Below are 15273 nucleotides of genomic sequence, written 5' to 3'. Positions count from 1 at the left end.
TAACAGACGATAAGTGTGAGCGCTTAAATCATGCGCACTCTAGAAAGGAGGTGATCCAGCCGCACCTTCCGATACGGCTACCTTGTTACGACTTCACCCCAGTCACGAACCCTGCCGTGGTAATCGCCCTCCTTGCGGTTAGGCTAACTACTTCTGGCAGAACCCGCTCCCATGGTGTGACGGGCGGTGTGTACAAGACCCGGGAACGTATTCACCGCGACATGCTGATCCGCGATTACTAGCGATTCCAACTTCATGGAGTCGAGTTGCAGACTCCAATCCGGACTACGATACACTTTCTGGGATTAGCTCCCCCTCGCGGGTTGGCGGCCCTCTGTATGTACCATTGTATGACGTGTGAAGCCCTACCCATAAGGGCCATGAGGACTTGACGTCATCCCCACCTTCCTCCGGTTTGTCACCGGCAGTCTCATTAGAGTGCCCTTTCGTAGCAACTAATGACAAGGGTTGCGCTCGTTGCGGGACTTAACCCAACATCTCACGACACGAGCTGACGACAGCCATGCAGCACCTGTGTTACGGTTCTCTTTCGAGCACTCCTAAATCTCTTCAGGATTCCGTACATGTCAAGGGTAGGTAAGGTTTTTCGCGTTGCATCGAATTAATCCACATCATCCACCGCTTGTGCGGGTCCCCGTCAATTCCTTTGAGTTTTAATCTTGCGACCGTACTCCCCAGGCGGTCTACTTCACGCGTTAGCTGCGTTACCAAGTCAATTAAGACCCGACAACTAGTAGACATCGTTTAGGGCGTGGACTACCAGGGTATCTAATCCTGTTTGCTCCCCACGCTTTCGTGCATGAGCGTCAGTGTTATCCCAGGGGGCTGCCTTCGCCATCGGTATTCCTCCACATATCTACGCATTTCACTGCTACACGTGGAATTCTACCCCCCTCTGACACACTCTAGCCATACAGTCACAAATGCAATTCCCAGGTTGAGCCCGGGGATTTCACATCTGTCTTGTATAACCGCCTGCGCACGCTTTACGCCCAGTAATTCCGATTAACGCTTGCACCCTACGTATTACCGCGGCTGCTGGCACGTAGTTAGCCGGTGCTTATTCTTCAGGTACCGTCATTAGCCCCAGGTATTAACCAAGACCGTTTCTTCCCTGACAAAAGAGCTTTACAACCCGAAGGCCTTCTTCACTCACGCGGCATTGCTGGATCAGGCTTGCGCCCATTGTCCAAAATTCCCCACTGCTGCCTCCCGTAGGAGTCTGGACCGTGTCTCAGTTCCAGTGTGGCTGGTCGTCCTCTCAGACCAGCTACTGATCGTCGCCTTGGTGAGCTTTTACCCCACCAACTAGCTAATCAGATATCGGCCGCTCCATGAGCATGAGGTCTTGCGATCCCCCACTTTCATCCGTAGATCGTATGCGGTATTAGCTAATCTTTCGACTAGTTATCCCCCACTCTAGGGCACGTTCCGATATATTACTCACCCGTTCGCCACTCGCCACCAGGAGCAAGCTCCCGTGCTGCCGTTCGACTTGCATGTGTAAGGCATGCCGCCAGCGTTCAATCTGAGCCAGGATCAAACTCTTCAGTTCAATCTCTGTTTTGCCATTGCTGCTGATTCTTTCGAATCGGTCACTCACTCAAAATACTGACAGATAATTTCTTACCTATATTTCTTCGTGAGCGTTTAAAAATATTTAAAGTTTCCAGACCCGAAGGTCTGTCGCACTTCATTAAACGCCCACACTTATCGACTGTTAATTTTTAAAGAACCTTGCCTGCTTCGCGCCGCACCGAAGTGCCGCTTGCGTCGCTGTCAAATCGTTTTGTTTGTCAGCAGCAGAGAAACGAGATTATGTAGTGTTTTTTAATTTGCGTCAACTACTTTTTTAACGCTTCACTAAAAATTTTTACTACCAACTTCTCACTTCCTAAAACCTTTTTTACTTCCTTTCCCCACCTCCGGCGCGCTGCGTCTTGCTGTTTGCTGCGTCGCTCTGTCAGCGGGGAGGCGAACTATAGCAAAGCTTTTCCAATCCGTGCAACTGTTTTTGAAAAATTATTTAAACTTTTTATCCTCACTCCCCGCAAACCCGCTACCGCTCTGGATTTGCGCCGACAAATAATTTTTAAAACAAAAAGCATTAAGCCCGTCCCTTGCGGGACGGGCTTAATTTTCAAGCAGATACCGGCATCGAATTATTGATTTTTGAAACTCGGCGGCCGCTTTTCCAGGAATGCCGCCATGCCCTCCGTCTGATCTTCAGTAGCAAAGCAACTGTAGAACAAGGCGCGTTCATATTTGATGCCCTCGGCCAGCGTCGTTTCGTAAGCCCGGTTCACCGAATCCTTGACCATTGCGGCCACGGGTTGTGACATCTCGGTAATGACGATGGCCGCGGCCAATGCTTCATCCATCAGCTTGTCGGCAGGAACCACCCGCGAGACCAGGCCGGCACGCTCGGCTTCCTGCGCGTCCATCATGCGCCCGGTCAGGCACAGGTCCATGGCCTTGGCCTTGGATACCGCGCGCGGCAGGCGCTGAGTGCCGCCGGCGCCCGGTACGATGCCGAGCTTGATTTCCGGCTGGCCGAATTTGGCGTTGTCGGCGGCGATGATGAAGTCGCACATCATCGCCAGCTCACAGCCGCCGCCCAAGGCATAGCCGGCCACTGCAGCGATGACCGGCTTGCGCACGCGGCGGATGGTTTCCCAGTTGCGCGTGATGAATTCGCCTTTCAGCACGTCCATGTAGTTATAGCGCGCCATCACCGTGATGTCGGCGCCGGCTGCAAATGCCTTTTCACTACCGGTGACGATGATGCAGCCGATGTTTTCATCGGCGTCGAAAGCCAGCAAGGCGTTGCCGAGGTCGATCATCAGCGCGTCATTCAGCGCGTTCAGGGCTTTGGGCCGGTTCAGGCGGATTACTGCGACCTTGCCAATGGTCTCGGTCAAGACGTTTTCGTAGCTCATCTGGTCTCCTCTATATAGGGGTAGCGCGATAGTTGAATGTACCTGCCGCGTCGATTGTAACGCCAATGAATTTGCGCCATGTCAAAGCCCCTCAGGAATTTGCCCCGGCCGCAAAGGTCAGAGCCTATACTGGGGTATCCCTTCACAACAACAGAGGAGGATCATATGTTCAAGACCATTCTTGTCCCCACGGACGGATCGGAACGCTCCGACAAGGCCATCGCCAACGCCATCGACTACGCCCAGCACTGCAAGTCCAGGATCATCGGCATTTCGGTGGCCGAGCCCTACCCGTTCTCGCCGCTGGCGGAAAGCTCCATGGCAATTGACCCCGGCATTTACGAAGAGAACGTCCGCACCCTCGCGGAGCAGCATGTGAAAAAGATCGCCGACGCCGCCCTGGCCGCCGGCGTGGAATGTGAAACCACCACGGTACTGTCGTTCGCACCGGACGAAGAAATCGTCAACGCCGCCAAGAAGTACGCCTGCGACGTTATCTTCATGGCCTCCCATGGCCGCAGCGGGCTCAGCCGATTGTTTCTTGGCAGCAAGACGCAAAAGGTGCTGGCGCACTCCGCCATTCCCGTTCTCGTCTTGCGCTGACCACGACGCGCAACAAAAAACCCGGCTTGCTCTCCGTGAGCAAGCCGGGTTTTATTTGCCATGCCTGAATACAGGCGATGAAATTCAGGAATTGGGCAACAGCACCCACATCATGCCGCGCTGCTTCATTCCGCCCGCCTTTTCGCCGGCTTCATTGCCGAATCCCCAGAAGTAATCGGCCCGCACCGCGCCGCGAATGGCGCCGCCGGTATCCTGCGCCAGCACCAGCCGCTGCAGGACCGTGTCGCTATTGGGCTGCGTCGTCGCCAAAAATACCGGTGTACCCAACGGGATATGCTGCGGGTCAACCGCAATCGAGCGCTGCCCGGTCAGCGGCAAACCCATGGCGCCCTTGGGCCCCTTGGACGGATCGGCGATTTTCTCTTCCTTGAAGAAGATATAGCTCGGGTTGACGTTCAACAGTTCGTTCTGGCGCGACGGATTGGCGATCACCCAGGCCTTGATACCCTGCGCAGACGCCTGCGACAGCGTCATTTCGCCCTTGTCGACCAGATAACGACCGATCGACTTGTAGGGATAGCCGTTCTGATCGGCATAGGCCAGGCGCACGGTTTCCTGGGTGTCGGCAAGCTGGACGCGGCCTGAACCCTGCACCTGCAGGAAGAACGCCTCCACCGGATCATCCACCCAGACCAGTTCCTTGCCCGCCAGCGCACCCGATTGCAGCAACTCGGCGCGCGAGGAATACGGCACTACCTTGTTGCCGACCACACGCCCGCGCAGGCGCATGTTCTTCAGTTCCGGATACAGGCTGGCCAGGTCGATGGTCAGCAAATCATCGGGCGCTCTATATAGAGGGGTCTGATACGGCCCGCCGCGCTTGCGCGAACCGCGCAGCAACGGCTCGTAGTAGCCGGTCACCAGTCCGGTGTCGCTGCCGTCCGGGTTGAATACCTTATAGGGCGTGAAGCCGGATTCGAAGAACGCGCGAATGGCGCCCTCGTCATTGGCATTGACCTGGCGCGCCGTGGTGCAGGCGTTTTTCCATTCGCTGCGGCGGACCAGCGTCTGGCACGAGATCAGGAAGGCCGGCCAGGCCTCACGCAAGGCATCCCTGTCCCAGCCCGGCATGGCGGCGAAGCTGCTCTTTTGCATTTCCTGCGCCTGGCCTTCGGGCTGAGCCGGCACGCTTGGCTTGGCCGGTGTCACAGGCGGCGTCGGCGTGGCAGGCGGCAACGGCGTGGTCGTACAGGCGGCAAGCGATACGGCGACGATGACGGCTAATGCGGGTAAACTGCGGCGGATGCTCGTTTGAATAAGTGACATTGAGGAAACATGAAATGTGGTGGTTAATACTCGAAGCCGGCGCAGCCTTCTTTATTTTCGTATTCATTGTCTGGTGGACCATGTTCTCCGGACGCAAGCCGGATCGATCCGTCCAGACAAAAAATCCCGCCGATAAAAAAGACGACAGCCAGGCTTGAACGCTCAGTGCAACACGCTTAATGCAGCGTACGCGGCAGCGACAGGATGAACTCCGGGATCTTCACGTCGAACTGTTCGCCGTCTTCGGCGACGCAGAAATACTCTCCGTGCATCGAACCCTGCGGCGTCTGCAATGACGTACCGCTGGTGTATTCGAACTGTTCCCCCGGTTGCAGGAAGGGCTGATGGCCGACGACGCCCAGACCGCGCACCTCTTCGGCGTGGTTGTTGGCGTCGGTAATGACCCAGTGGCGCGAAATCAGCTGGGCCGGCACCTGCCCTGAGTTGACGATGGTGATCGCATAGGCGAATACATAATGCGAACGCGCCGGATCGGACTGCTCTTCCAGATATTGCGTCTTGACCGTCACCGTTAACTCATACGTCGCCATGCGGATTCCTCGATTTTGTAAAAAGCCTGGCCCATTCCACACGAAATCAACCTCAAGTGCAAGGCTTGCAACAAAACCGGGCGCGGCGAACGGGTAAAATAGCGCATCTTTGATTGTTCCATCCTCGCTCTACAGCCTTATATATAAGCCATATCGCCATGCCCAACTACCGTATCGCCCCCAGCATCTTGTCCGCCGACTTCGCCCGCCTGGGCGAGGAAGTCCGCAATGTCGTCGCTGCCGGCGCCGACATTATTCACTTCGACGTGATGGACAACCATTATGTTCCCAACCTGACCATCGGACCTTTGGTTTGCGAAGCCATCCGTCCGCATGTACAGGTGCCGATCGACGTCCATCTGATGGTCAAGCCGGTGGATCGCATCATTCCCGACTTCGCCAAGGCCGGCGCCAACATCATCACTTTCCATCCGGAAGGTTCCGAGCACATCGATCGTTCGCTGCAACTGATCCGCGACAACGGCTGCAAAGCCGGCCTGGTGTTCAATCCTGGCACGCCGTTGCATTTCCTCGATCACGTCATGGACAAGATCGACATCGTCCTGATCATGTCCGTCAACCCGGGCTTCGGCGGCCAGTCCTTCATTCCTGAAGCATTGAAGAAAATCGCCGCAGTGCGCCGCCGCATCGACGAATCCGGCCGCGACATCATGCTGGAAGTCGACGGCGGCATCAAAATCGACAATATCGCAGCAGCAGCCAAGGCCGGCGCCGACACCTTCGTGGCCGGCTCCGCCATCTTCGGCAAGCCGGACTACAAGGCCGTCATCGACGCCATGCGTGGCGAACTGGCCAAGTAAACGTCCAAAAAAGATCCCATGCTCGACAACATCAAAGCCGCCATCATCGACCTCGACGGCACCATGCTCGACACCGCTCCGGATTTCCACGTTGCGGTCAACCGCATGCGCGCCGACCTGGGCCTGGGGCCGCTGGCGATGCAGACCATCGTCAATTTTGTCGGCAAGGGATCGGAAAACCTGATGCGCCGCGTGCTGGCCGTCGACTACGACGAAGACGGCGTGGAGCAGCGCTTCGAGGAAGCGCTGGCGTCCTATCAGGAGCATTACCTCGCCATCAACGGCGACTACGCCACGCTGTATCCGAACGTGATCGAAGGCCTGCAGGCGCTCAAGGCCAAGGGCCTGCGCCTGGCTTGTGTGACCAACAAACCGATCGCCTTCGCACTGCCGCTGATGGATAAAAAGGGCCTGTATCCGTTTTTTGATGTGATTTACGGCGGCGATTCACTGCCGAAAAAGAAGCCGGATCCCATGCCTTTGCTGCAGGTTTGCGCAGATTTTTCCCTGCAGCCGGTGCAGGTAGTGGCCATCGGCGACTCGTCCAATGACGCGCAAGCCGCGCGGGCGGCGGGTTGCAGGGTGCTCAACGTGCCGTACGGCTACAATCACGGCGAACCTATACACAACGTCGATTCCGATGGTATAGTTCCAACGCTGCTCGATGCAGCGCACCAAATCTCGTAGTGAAAAAGCTTTCTTAACTGAACACATACGACAAATGTTTCTCAACAAAAAACTTAACGCCAACAAATCAGCCGCCCCTGAGGCCTGGCTGTGGCGACGCTGGCAATCCTGGGCTAACTAACCCACGCCGGCTGCTGGCCGCTCCCCTCGGCCAGACAGTTTTTTGCATCACCACCCCTGTTTAATATATCGCTATCGTCGGCACGCGCTTGCCGGGACGCATCAAGCCGTCCTGCCCCCTGCAACCCGTCTACAATAGCGGTCCTGGAGAGAAACAATGACCGAACTCGAATTCAAATCGCTGGCCTCGCAAGGCTATAACCGCATTCCGCTGATCGCCGAAGCCTTCGCCGACCTGGAAACGCCGCTGACCCTCTACCTCAAACTGGCGCAAACCCAGAATGCCGGGAAGAACACCTTCCTGCTGGAATCGGTGGTCGGGGGCGAGCGTTTCGGCCGCTACTCCTTCATCGGCCTGCCGGCGACGACCAAGCTGCGCAGCTTCGGCAACAAGATTGAAGTCCTGAAGAACGACAAGGTGATCGAATCGCTGGAAGGCAATGCGCTCGAGTTCATCGCCGAATTCCAGTCGCGCTACAAGGTGGCGATCCGCCCCGGCATGCCGCGCTTCTGCGGCGGCCTGGCCGGCTACTTCGGCTATGACGCCGTGCGCTACATCGAAAAGCGCCTGGCCGACAGTGCGCCGAAGGACGACCTGGGCCTGCCCGACATCCAGTTGCTGGTCACCGAAGAACTGGCCGTCATCGACAATCTCTCCGGCAAACTCTACCTGATCGTCTACACCGACCCGTCGCAACCGGAAGCCTTCAGCAAAGGCCGCCAGCGTCTCAAGGATTTGCGCGCCATGCTGCGCCGCGCCGCCGATGCGCCGGTCACCAGCGGCTCGGTGCGCACCGAAACCGTACGCGAATTCCCCAAGGATGAATACCTGAAGGCCGTCGCCAAGGCCAAGGAATACGTCATGGCCGGCGACCTGATGCAAGTGCAGATCGGCCAGCGCCTGAAGAAATCCTACGTCGACTCGCCGCTGATGCTGTACCGCGCGCTGCGTTCGCTGAACCCGTCGCCGTACATGTACTTCTACAACTTCGGCGACATGCAGATCGTCGGCGCCTCGCCGGAAATCCTCGTGCGCAATGAAACCATCGGCCAGACCTCCGACGGCGAAGCGCAAAAGAAAATCACCATTCGTCCGCTGGCCGGTACCCGTCCACGCGGCTCGACCCCGGAACGTGATGCCCAGCTCGCCACCGAGCTGCTGGCCGACCCGAAGGAAATTGCCGAACACGTCATGCTGATCGACCTCGCGCGCAACGACATCGGCCGCATCGCCACCACCGGCAGCGTCAAGGTCACCGACCAGATGGTCATCGAAAAATATTCCCACGTGCAGCACATCGTCTCCAACGTCGAAGGCCTGCTCAAACCCGGCCTGTCGAATCTCGACGTCCTGAAAGCCACCTTCCCCGCCGGCACGCTGTCGGGCGCCCCGAAAGTGCGCGCAATGGAAATCATCGACGAGCTCGAGCCGACCAAGCGCGGCATCTACGGCGGCGCCTGCGGCTACCTGTCGTTCGGCGGCGAGATGGACGTCGCGATCGCGATCCGCACCGGCGTCATCAAGGACGGCACACTGTATGTGCAGGCCGCGGCCGGCATCGTCGCCGACTCGGTGCCGGAAATGGAATGGGAAGAAACCGAAAACAAGGCGCGTGCCGTTCTGCGCGCTGCCGAACAAGTGCAAGACGGACTGGATGGAGAAATCTAAATGCTGCTGATGATCGACAACTACGATTCCTTCACCTACAACATCGTCCAGTATTTCGGCGAACTCGGCGAAGAGGTGCTGACCATCCGTAACGATGAAATCACGCTCGATGAAATCGAAAAACTGAATCCTGAACGCATCTGCCTCTCGCCCGGCCCTTGCAGCCCGAGAGAAGCCGGCATCTGCATCGACCTGCTCAAGCGCTTTTCCGGCAAGTTGCCCATCCTCGGCGTCTGCCTCGGTCACCAGGCCATCGGCGAAGCCTTCGGCGGCAACGTGGTGCGCGCCAAGCAAGTCATGCACGGCAAGACTTCGAAGATCGCCCATACCGGCGTCGGCGTGTTCAAGGACATTCCCAGCCCCTACACCGTGATCCGCTACCACTCGCTGGCCATCGAGCGCGCCTCGCTGCCCGACTGCCTCGAAGTGACCGCGTGGACCGACGATGGCGAAATCATGGGCGTGCGCCACAAGGAATTCGATCTGCAGGGCGTGCAATTCCACCCCGAGTCGATCCTCTCCGAACACGGCCACGCTTTGCTGAAAAACTTCCTGACCGGCACCGCGCGCGCATGAGCGCCGACGGTCCGCAGACGACACCATCCGGGGAAAACAAGATGTCCATCACACCACAAGAAGCCTTACTGCGCTGCATCGAGCACCGCGAAATTTTCCACGACGAAATGCTGACGCTGTTCCGTCAGATCATGAGCGGCGACATGTCGCCCGTCATGATCGCCGCGCTCACCATGGGCCTGCGCGTCAAGAAGGAAAGCATCGGCGAAATCGCCGCCGCCGCGCAAGTCATGCGCGAGTTCGCCACCAAAGTGCCGATGGCCGACACCACCAACCTGCTCGACATCGTCGGCACCGGCGGCGACGGCGCGCACACCTTCAATATTTCCACCGCCTCGATGTTCGTTGCCGCCGCAGCCGGAGCGCGCGTGGCCAAGCACGGCGGCCGCAGCGTATCCTCGTCGTCAGGCAGCGCCGACGTGCTCGAAGCGCTCGGCGCCGATATCAACCTGCAACCGGAACAGGTCGCGCAATCGATCGCACAAACCGGCATCGGCTTCATGTTCGCTCCCAACCACCATGCCGCCATGAAGCACGCGGCGCCGGTGCGCAAGGAACTGGGCGTACGCACCATCTTCAACATCCTCGGCCCGCTGACCAATCCGGCAGGCGCGCCGAATATCCTGATGGGCGTGTTCCATGCCGATCTGGTCGGCATCCAGGTGCGCGTGCTGCAACGCCTCGGCGCCCAACACGCGATCGTGGTCTGGGGCCGCGACAACCTCGACGAAGTCACGCTGGGCGGCGCCACCATGATCGGCGAGCTGGTCAACGGCGAAATCCGCGAATATGAAATCCATCCGGAAGATTTCGGCATGAGCATGTTCGCCAGCCGCAACCTGCAAGTCGCCAATGCCAACGAATCGAAGGAAAAAATCTTCGAAGCACTCAAGGGCGTGCCTGGTCCGGTGCACGACATCGTCGCCATCAATGCAGGCACCGCGCTGTACGCAGCCGGCATTGCGACGTCGATCGAGGAAGGCCTGAACAAGGCGCGCGCGACCATTGCCTCGGGCGCGGCGCTGGCCAAGGTCGATCAGTTCGTGAATGCGACGAAGCTGCTGGGCGGCAAAGGCTGATCTTTTAAAGCCACTATTGGGAACTGATCTTTTTACAGACGGAAAGGCGCGCACCATGATTCCCCTGAACGATTTACTGATCTTCGCGCTGGCGGCATTGGTGCTGGTGCTCACGCCCGGCCCCAACATGATGTATTGCGTGTCGCGCTCCATCTGCCAGGGACGTGCAGCAGGGATGATTTCCTTGCTGGGCGTGGCGGCCGGGTTCGTGGTCCACATGCTGGCGGCGACCTTCGGCCTGACGGCCTTGTTCCTGGCGGTGCCGCTGGCCTATGACCTGATCAAGTATCTCGGGGCAGCCTATCTGCTGTGGATGGCATGGAACGCAATCAAACCGGGCGGCTCGTCACCATTCCAGACCCAGGACCTGCCGCATGACAGCAATGCGACCTTGTTCCGCATGGGTTTCCTGACCAACCTGCTCAATCCCAAGGCGGCGATGTTCTATATGTCGTTCCTGCCGCAATTCATCCATGCCGAACATGGCCACGTCATGCTGCAGAGCCTGACGCTGGGCGTGACCCAGATCGCCGTCAGTTTCACCGTCAACGGCTTGCTGATTCTGACCGCCAGCGCCATTGCCGGCTTCTTTTCCAGCAATCCGGGATGGATGCGTGTACAGCGCTATGTCATGGGACTGACGCTGGGCGCATTGGCGTTCCGGCTGGCGCTGGATCAGCGCAAATAGGCCGCACAAACAGTACAAACAGTACGAATAGTACAAACAGCAATCAAGGAATTTCCATGTCTGACATCCTCAACAAGATCCTCGACGTCAAAGCCGAGGAAGTCACAGCGGCCAAAAAACACCGCGACCTCGCCAGCCTGCGCCGCGACGTTGAATCCGATACCGAAGCGCGCGCGCAATTGCGCGGCTTCGAAACCGGCCTGCGCGACAAGATCGCTGCGGGCCACGCCGGCATCATCGCCGAAGTCAAAAAGGCCTCGCCGTCCAAAGGCGTGATCCGTCCCGACTTCAAGCCGGCCGAGATTGCCGCCAGCTATGCCGCTCACGGCGCTGCCTGCCTGTCGGTGCTGACCGATGTGCAATTCTTCCAGGGCGCTCCGGAATACCTCCGGCAGGCGCGCGCCGCCTGTGCGTTGCCGGTGCTGCGCAAGGATTTCATGATGGACTTGTACCAGGTCTATGAAGCACGTTCCTGGGGCGCCGACGCCATCCTACTGATCGTCGCCGCGCTCGACCACGGCCTGATGGCGGAGTTGGAAGCCTGTGCCCATGAACTCGGCATGAGCGTGCTGGTGGAAGTGCACGACGGCGTTGAACTCGACGCCGCGCTGAAACTGAAGACCGCGCTGCTGGGCATCAACAACCGCAACCTGCGTACCTTCGAAACCACGCTGGACACGACACTCAGCCTGTTGCCGCGCATTCCGTCCGACAAACTGGTCATCACCGAATCGGCCATTGCCACGCCGGACGACGTCAAGCGCATGCGCGACGCCAAGGTCAACGCCTTCCTGGTCGGAGAAGCCTTCATGCGTGCGCCGGAACCCGGTGTCGAGCTGGCGCGCTTGTTTGCCTGATCACTCTCAGGAAATAAAAAAGCGGAGCCCGAAAGCTCCGCTTTTTTTACGTCTGCTGCTCTGCCAATTGATCAGGCTGAGAAGCCGCCGTCGATCGTCAGGCTGGCGCCGGTGATGTAACCCGCTTCAGGGCCTGCCAGATACGCCACGAAGCTGGCGATTTCTTCGGCCTTGCCATAACGCGGCAACGCCATCAGGCCTTTCAGCGCGCCGGCAAAATCGCTGTCGGCCGGATTCATGTCGGTGTCGACCGGACCTGGTTGCACATTGTTGACGGTGATGCCGCGCGGACCGAGGTCGCGCGCCAGGCCCTTAGTCAGGCCGACGATGGCCGACTTGCTCATGGCGTACACGGCGCCGCCGGCGAATGGCATGCGGTCGGCGTTGGTGCTGCCGATGGTGATAACGCGACCGCCTTCGCGCATGAAACGCACGGCTTCCTGTGTTGCGACGAATACACTGCGCACGTTCACGTCCAGGGTACGGTCCAGATCTTCCAGCTTGAATTCTTCCACCGGGCCCATCGCCAGCACGCCGGCGTTGTTGACCAGAATGTCCAGGCGGCCAAAGGTTTCTGCGGCGATGCGGATGGCTTGTTGCAATGCTGCGGTGTCCGAGCTGTCGGCCTGGATTGCCAGTGCACGGCCGCCCTTGGCTTCGACTTCGCTGACCAGCGCCTGGGCCTTGTCTGGCGAGCTGACGTAAGTGAAGGCGACGATCGCACCTTCCTGCACCAGGCGCTTGACGATGGCGGCGCCGATGCCGCGCGAACCGCCTTGCACGAAGGCAACTTTGTTAGACAGGCTCAGATTGGTGTTGTTTGCAGTCATGATATTGCTCCTTGATTAGGTAAGGGAATGAAAAGATGGCCTGCGGTTTTCCTTGCGTTGGTTTGAATTCCGTTTGGCTTGGAATGAAGTATGGGACACGCATTATGTTTAAACTAGATAGCAATCACTATGAACTTTTTAAACATTATGTTTAAAATAGATCCATGGAATCCTTAACCAGCATTGAGTGCTTTGTCGCCTCGGCCGAGGCCGGCAGCTTCTCCGCAGCCGCGCGCCGACTCGGCCTGACCTCGGCGGCGGTCGGCAAGAACGTCGCCCGGCTTGAGTCCAGCCTGGGGGTACGGTTGTTCCAGCGCAGCACGCGCAGCCTGCGCCTGACCGAGGCGGGAGAAAGATTCTTGCAGGAAGTCAGCGGCGGACTGTCCAGCATCCAGAGCGCGGTGGCCAATCTGGCCAGTTCCGGCGGCCAACCGGCCGGGGTGCTCAAGGTCAGCATGGGGACCGGCTTCGGCCGCGAGTACATCGTGCCGCTGCTGGGCGGTTTCCTCGAACGCTATCCAGCCATCTCGCCGGACTGGCACTTCGACAATCGTCCCGTGGATCTGATTACGGAAGGCTTTGATGCGGCCATCGGCGGCGGCATCGAACTGCCGCCCGGCATCGTCGCGCGCGAGCTGGCGCCGGCGCATCGGGTCTTGCTGGCGTCACCGGCCTACCTTGCCACGCGCCCGCCCATCCGCACGCCGGAAGATCTGGTCCAGCACGACGGCATCCTGATCCGTTCGCCGCAAACCGGTCGCGTGCGCGCATGGACCCTGCGCAACGGTGACGGCGTGCAGGCGCCGATCGACCTGAAGGTGAAAATGACGATGAGCGACCCCAACGCCGCCTGCGAAATCGCCGAAATGGACATGGGCATCACCCTGACGGCGATGCCGCACGCCGTGGTTTATCTGGACAAGGGAACGCTGGTGAGGGTGTTGCCGGACTGGTATGTCGACGGCGGCATGCTGGCGCTCTACTTCGCTGCGGCGCGGCTGCTGCCAGCCAAGACACGCGTGTTCGTTGACTACGTGGTGGAGCATTTCCGCAGCGAACAACTGGCGCAGCGATTTTCCGCGTTCTGAAACGCTCAGCGATTCTTCGGCGCGCCGCGCACGCCGCCACCCAGATTGTTGCCGGCATCCTTCGCCAGATGGCGATAGCCGAGCGCCGAACACAGCGTCAACAAACCGGCCATGGCGAACGCCCAATGGAAGTCGATGACGGAGAAATGCGCCTCGCCGCTTCCGTTGAAATAGGAAGCCACGCGCAAGGCCAGCGCGCCAAATGCAATCCCCATCCCGATCGTCATCTGCTGCGCCACGCTCCATAAAGTGGAGGCGGCGCTCTTTTGCGCTTCGCTGACATCGGCATACGCCAGGGTCGCCAGCGTGGTGAACTGCATCGAGCGCGACAGGCCGTAGATGAAGATCGTCATCAACACCACCGGCACCGGCGTGGTTGCGGTGAGCAGTCCGCACGCCACCACGAACACACCTGCAATCACCGCATTGTTCAGCGCCACGCGACGAAAACCAAAACGCTGCAACACGCGCGTGGTGAACATCTTCATGCCGAGGTTACCCAATGCGCTGGCCAGCAGCAGCAAGCCCGAATGGAATGCCGACAAACCGAAGCCGATCTGGAACAACAGCGGCAGCAAATACGGCACCGCCTCGATGCCGATGCGCGTGAACGAGCCGGCGACGACGGTCACGTTGAATGTCGACACCTTGAGCGTTGAGTAGTCCAGCAGAGGATGTTCGCGGCGCATGCCGTGGCGATACGAGAACACGCCGAGAACAAGGCCGCCGGCGATGAACAGCATCGCGACCAGCAGATTGGTGTCGGTGTGGCTGGCCAGTTCGGTGCCGTACAAGAGGGAAGTCAACGCCGTGCCGCTGAGGAAGAAGCCGATCATGTCGAGCGGCTTGCGCTGGTTGCCGCGTTCGTTTGGCACGATGCGCAGCACCGCGGTCAATGCGGCGATGCCGAACGGTACGTTGATCAGGAAAATCCAGTGCCAGGAAAAATAGGTGGTGATGAAGCCGCCCAGCGACGGCCCCACGACCGGGGCCACAATCGCCGGCCAGGTGATCGTCGAGATCGCCTTCATCAGCTTGTCCTTGCTGGTATTGCGCACCACGATCAGGCGACCTACCGGCACCATCAGCGCGCCACCCATGCCTTGCAAAATACGTGCGGCGGTGAATTCAAAGACGCTGCCGGAAATCCCGCACAGCACCGACGCCAGCGTGAAGATCACGATCGCAGAAGCAAACACCGTCCGCGACCCAAGCCGGTCGGCGATCCAGCCGCTGATCGGAATGAACACCGCCAGCGTCAGCATGTAGGCGGTCATGCCCAGGCTCAGTTCATTCGGTCCGACCTTGAACGCCTGCGCCATCTGCGGCAAGGCCGTCGCGATGATGGTGGTGTCGAGGTACTCCATGAAGAAGGTCGCCGCCACGATGAACGGCAACCAATGCGCGCGCGATGGCGTCTGTGCGGCTGTCATTCCTGTTCCATCCTGCTTTTATTC

General features: G+C 59.0%; 14 protein-coding genes and 1 rRNA gene. 9 read left to right on the top strand and 6 right to left on the bottom strand.

Annotated features, from left to right (window positions below):
- Positions 1–43: 43 nt before the first annotated feature.
- Both F506_RS01980 and F506_RS01975 read right to left on the bottom strand, forming a co-directional pair.
- Positions 44–1576: ribosomal RNA gene (locus tag F506_RS01980) — 16S ribosomal RNA — on the bottom strand.
- A gap of 607 nt (positions 1577–2183) precedes the next feature.
- The gene (locus F506_RS01975) at positions 2184–2960 is read right to left on the bottom strand and encodes an enoyl-CoA hydratase (RefSeq protein ID WP_053195107.1); all 777 of its coding nucleotides are present in this window, start codon (positions 2958–2960) and stop codon (positions 2184–2186) included.
- 165 nt (positions 2961–3125) lie between these two features.
- On the opposite strand from F506_RS01975, the gene F506_RS01970 reads away from it, so the two are divergent.
- The gene (locus F506_RS01970) at positions 3126–3563 is read left to right on the top strand and encodes a universal stress protein (protein ID WP_053195106.1); all 438 of its coding nucleotides are present in this window, start codon (positions 3126–3128) and stop codon (positions 3561–3563) included.
- Between the two features lie 84 nt (positions 3564–3647).
- Here F506_RS01970 and mltA read toward each other — a convergent pair whose 3' ends face one another.
- Entirely contained in the window at positions 3648–4850 is a 1203-nt protein-coding gene (mltA, locus tag F506_RS01965) for a murein transglycosylase A (RefSeq protein ID WP_053195105.1), read from the bottom strand.
- Between the two features lie 176 nt (positions 4851–5026).
- On the bottom strand, positions 5027–5401 hold the full coding sequence (gene apaG / locus F506_RS01960) for a Co2+/Mg2+ efflux protein ApaG (protein WP_053195104.1): 375 nt from the start codon (positions 5399–5401) through the stop codon (positions 5027–5029).
- Between the two features lie 158 nt (positions 5402–5559).
- Between apaG and rpe the strand changes: the two genes are divergently transcribed.
- The 7 genes from rpe to trpC all read left to right on the top strand — a co-directional run bounded on the left by rpe (position 5560) and on the right by trpC (position 11898).
- Entirely contained in the window at positions 5560–6222 is a 663-nt protein-coding gene (gene rpe / locus F506_RS01955; RefSeq protein ID WP_053195103.1) for a ribulose-phosphate 3-epimerase, read from the top strand.
- Positions 6223–6240: 18 nt separating this feature from the next.
- Entirely contained in the window at positions 6241–6909 is a 669-nt protein-coding gene (locus F506_RS01950) for a phosphoglycolate phosphatase (protein ID WP_053195102.1), read from the top strand.
- Between the two features lie 277 nt (positions 6910–7186).
- Complete coding sequence (gene trpE / locus F506_RS01945) at positions 7187–8698, top strand: anthranilate synthase component I (RefSeq protein WP_053195101.1); 1512 nt, start codon at positions 7187–7189, stop codon at positions 8696–8698.
- On the top strand, positions 8699–9274 hold the full coding sequence (locus tag F506_RS01940) for an aminodeoxychorismate/anthranilate synthase component II (RefSeq protein WP_053195100.1): 576 nt from the start codon (positions 8699–8701) through the stop codon (positions 9272–9274). It abuts the gene before it with no gap.
- A 41-nt stretch (positions 9275–9315) separates the two neighbouring features.
- Positions 9316–10353, top strand: a complete 1038-nt coding sequence (gene trpD / locus F506_RS01935) for an anthranilate phosphoribosyltransferase (protein ID WP_053201153.1) — start codon at positions 9316–9318, stop codon at positions 10351–10353.
- A 55-nt stretch (positions 10354–10408) separates the two neighbouring features.
- Entirely contained in the window at positions 10409–11041 is a 633-nt protein-coding gene (locus F506_RS01930) for a LysE family translocator (protein ID WP_053195099.1), read from the top strand.
- Between the two features lie 56 nt (positions 11042–11097).
- Positions 11098–11898 carry an indole-3-glycerol phosphate synthase TrpC gene (trpC, locus tag F506_RS01925; protein ID WP_053195098.1) on the top strand — a complete coding sequence of 267 codons (801 nt, stop codon included), beginning with the start codon at positions 11098–11100 and terminating at the stop codon, positions 11896–11898.
- A 71-nt stretch (positions 11899–11969) separates the two neighbouring features.
- Here trpC and F506_RS01920 read toward each other — a convergent pair whose 3' ends face one another.
- Positions 11970–12728 (bottom strand): 3-oxoacyl-ACP reductase family protein, encoded by a 759-nt coding sequence (locus tag F506_RS01920; RefSeq protein WP_053195097.1) that lies wholly within the window; start codon positions 12726–12728, stop codon positions 11970–11972.
- A gap of 164 nt (positions 12729–12892) precedes the next feature.
- Between F506_RS01920 and F506_RS01915 the strand changes: the two genes are divergently transcribed.
- Positions 12893–13816, top strand: a complete 924-nt coding sequence (locus tag F506_RS01915; protein ID WP_053195096.1) for a LysR family transcriptional regulator — start codon at positions 12893–12895, stop codon at positions 13814–13816.
- Between the two features lie 5 nt (positions 13817–13821).
- On the opposite strand, the gene F506_RS01910 is transcribed toward F506_RS01915, so the two are convergent.
- Positions 13822–15249 carry a DHA2 family efflux MFS transporter permease subunit gene (locus tag F506_RS01910; RefSeq protein ID WP_053195095.1) on the bottom strand — a complete coding sequence of 476 codons (1428 nt, stop codon included), beginning with the start codon at positions 15247–15249 and terminating at the stop codon, positions 13822–13824.
- Positions 15250–15273: the final 24 nt, after the last annotated feature.

The sequence above is a fragment of the Herbaspirillum hiltneri N3 genome (assembly GCF_001267925.1).
Classification (GTDB): Bacteria; Pseudomonadota; Gammaproteobacteria; order Burkholderiales; family Burkholderiaceae_D; genus Herbaspirillum; species Herbaspirillum hiltneri.
Note: the sequence above shows the minus strand (reverse complement) of the source record. Positions and strands in the feature narration are given on the sequence as shown.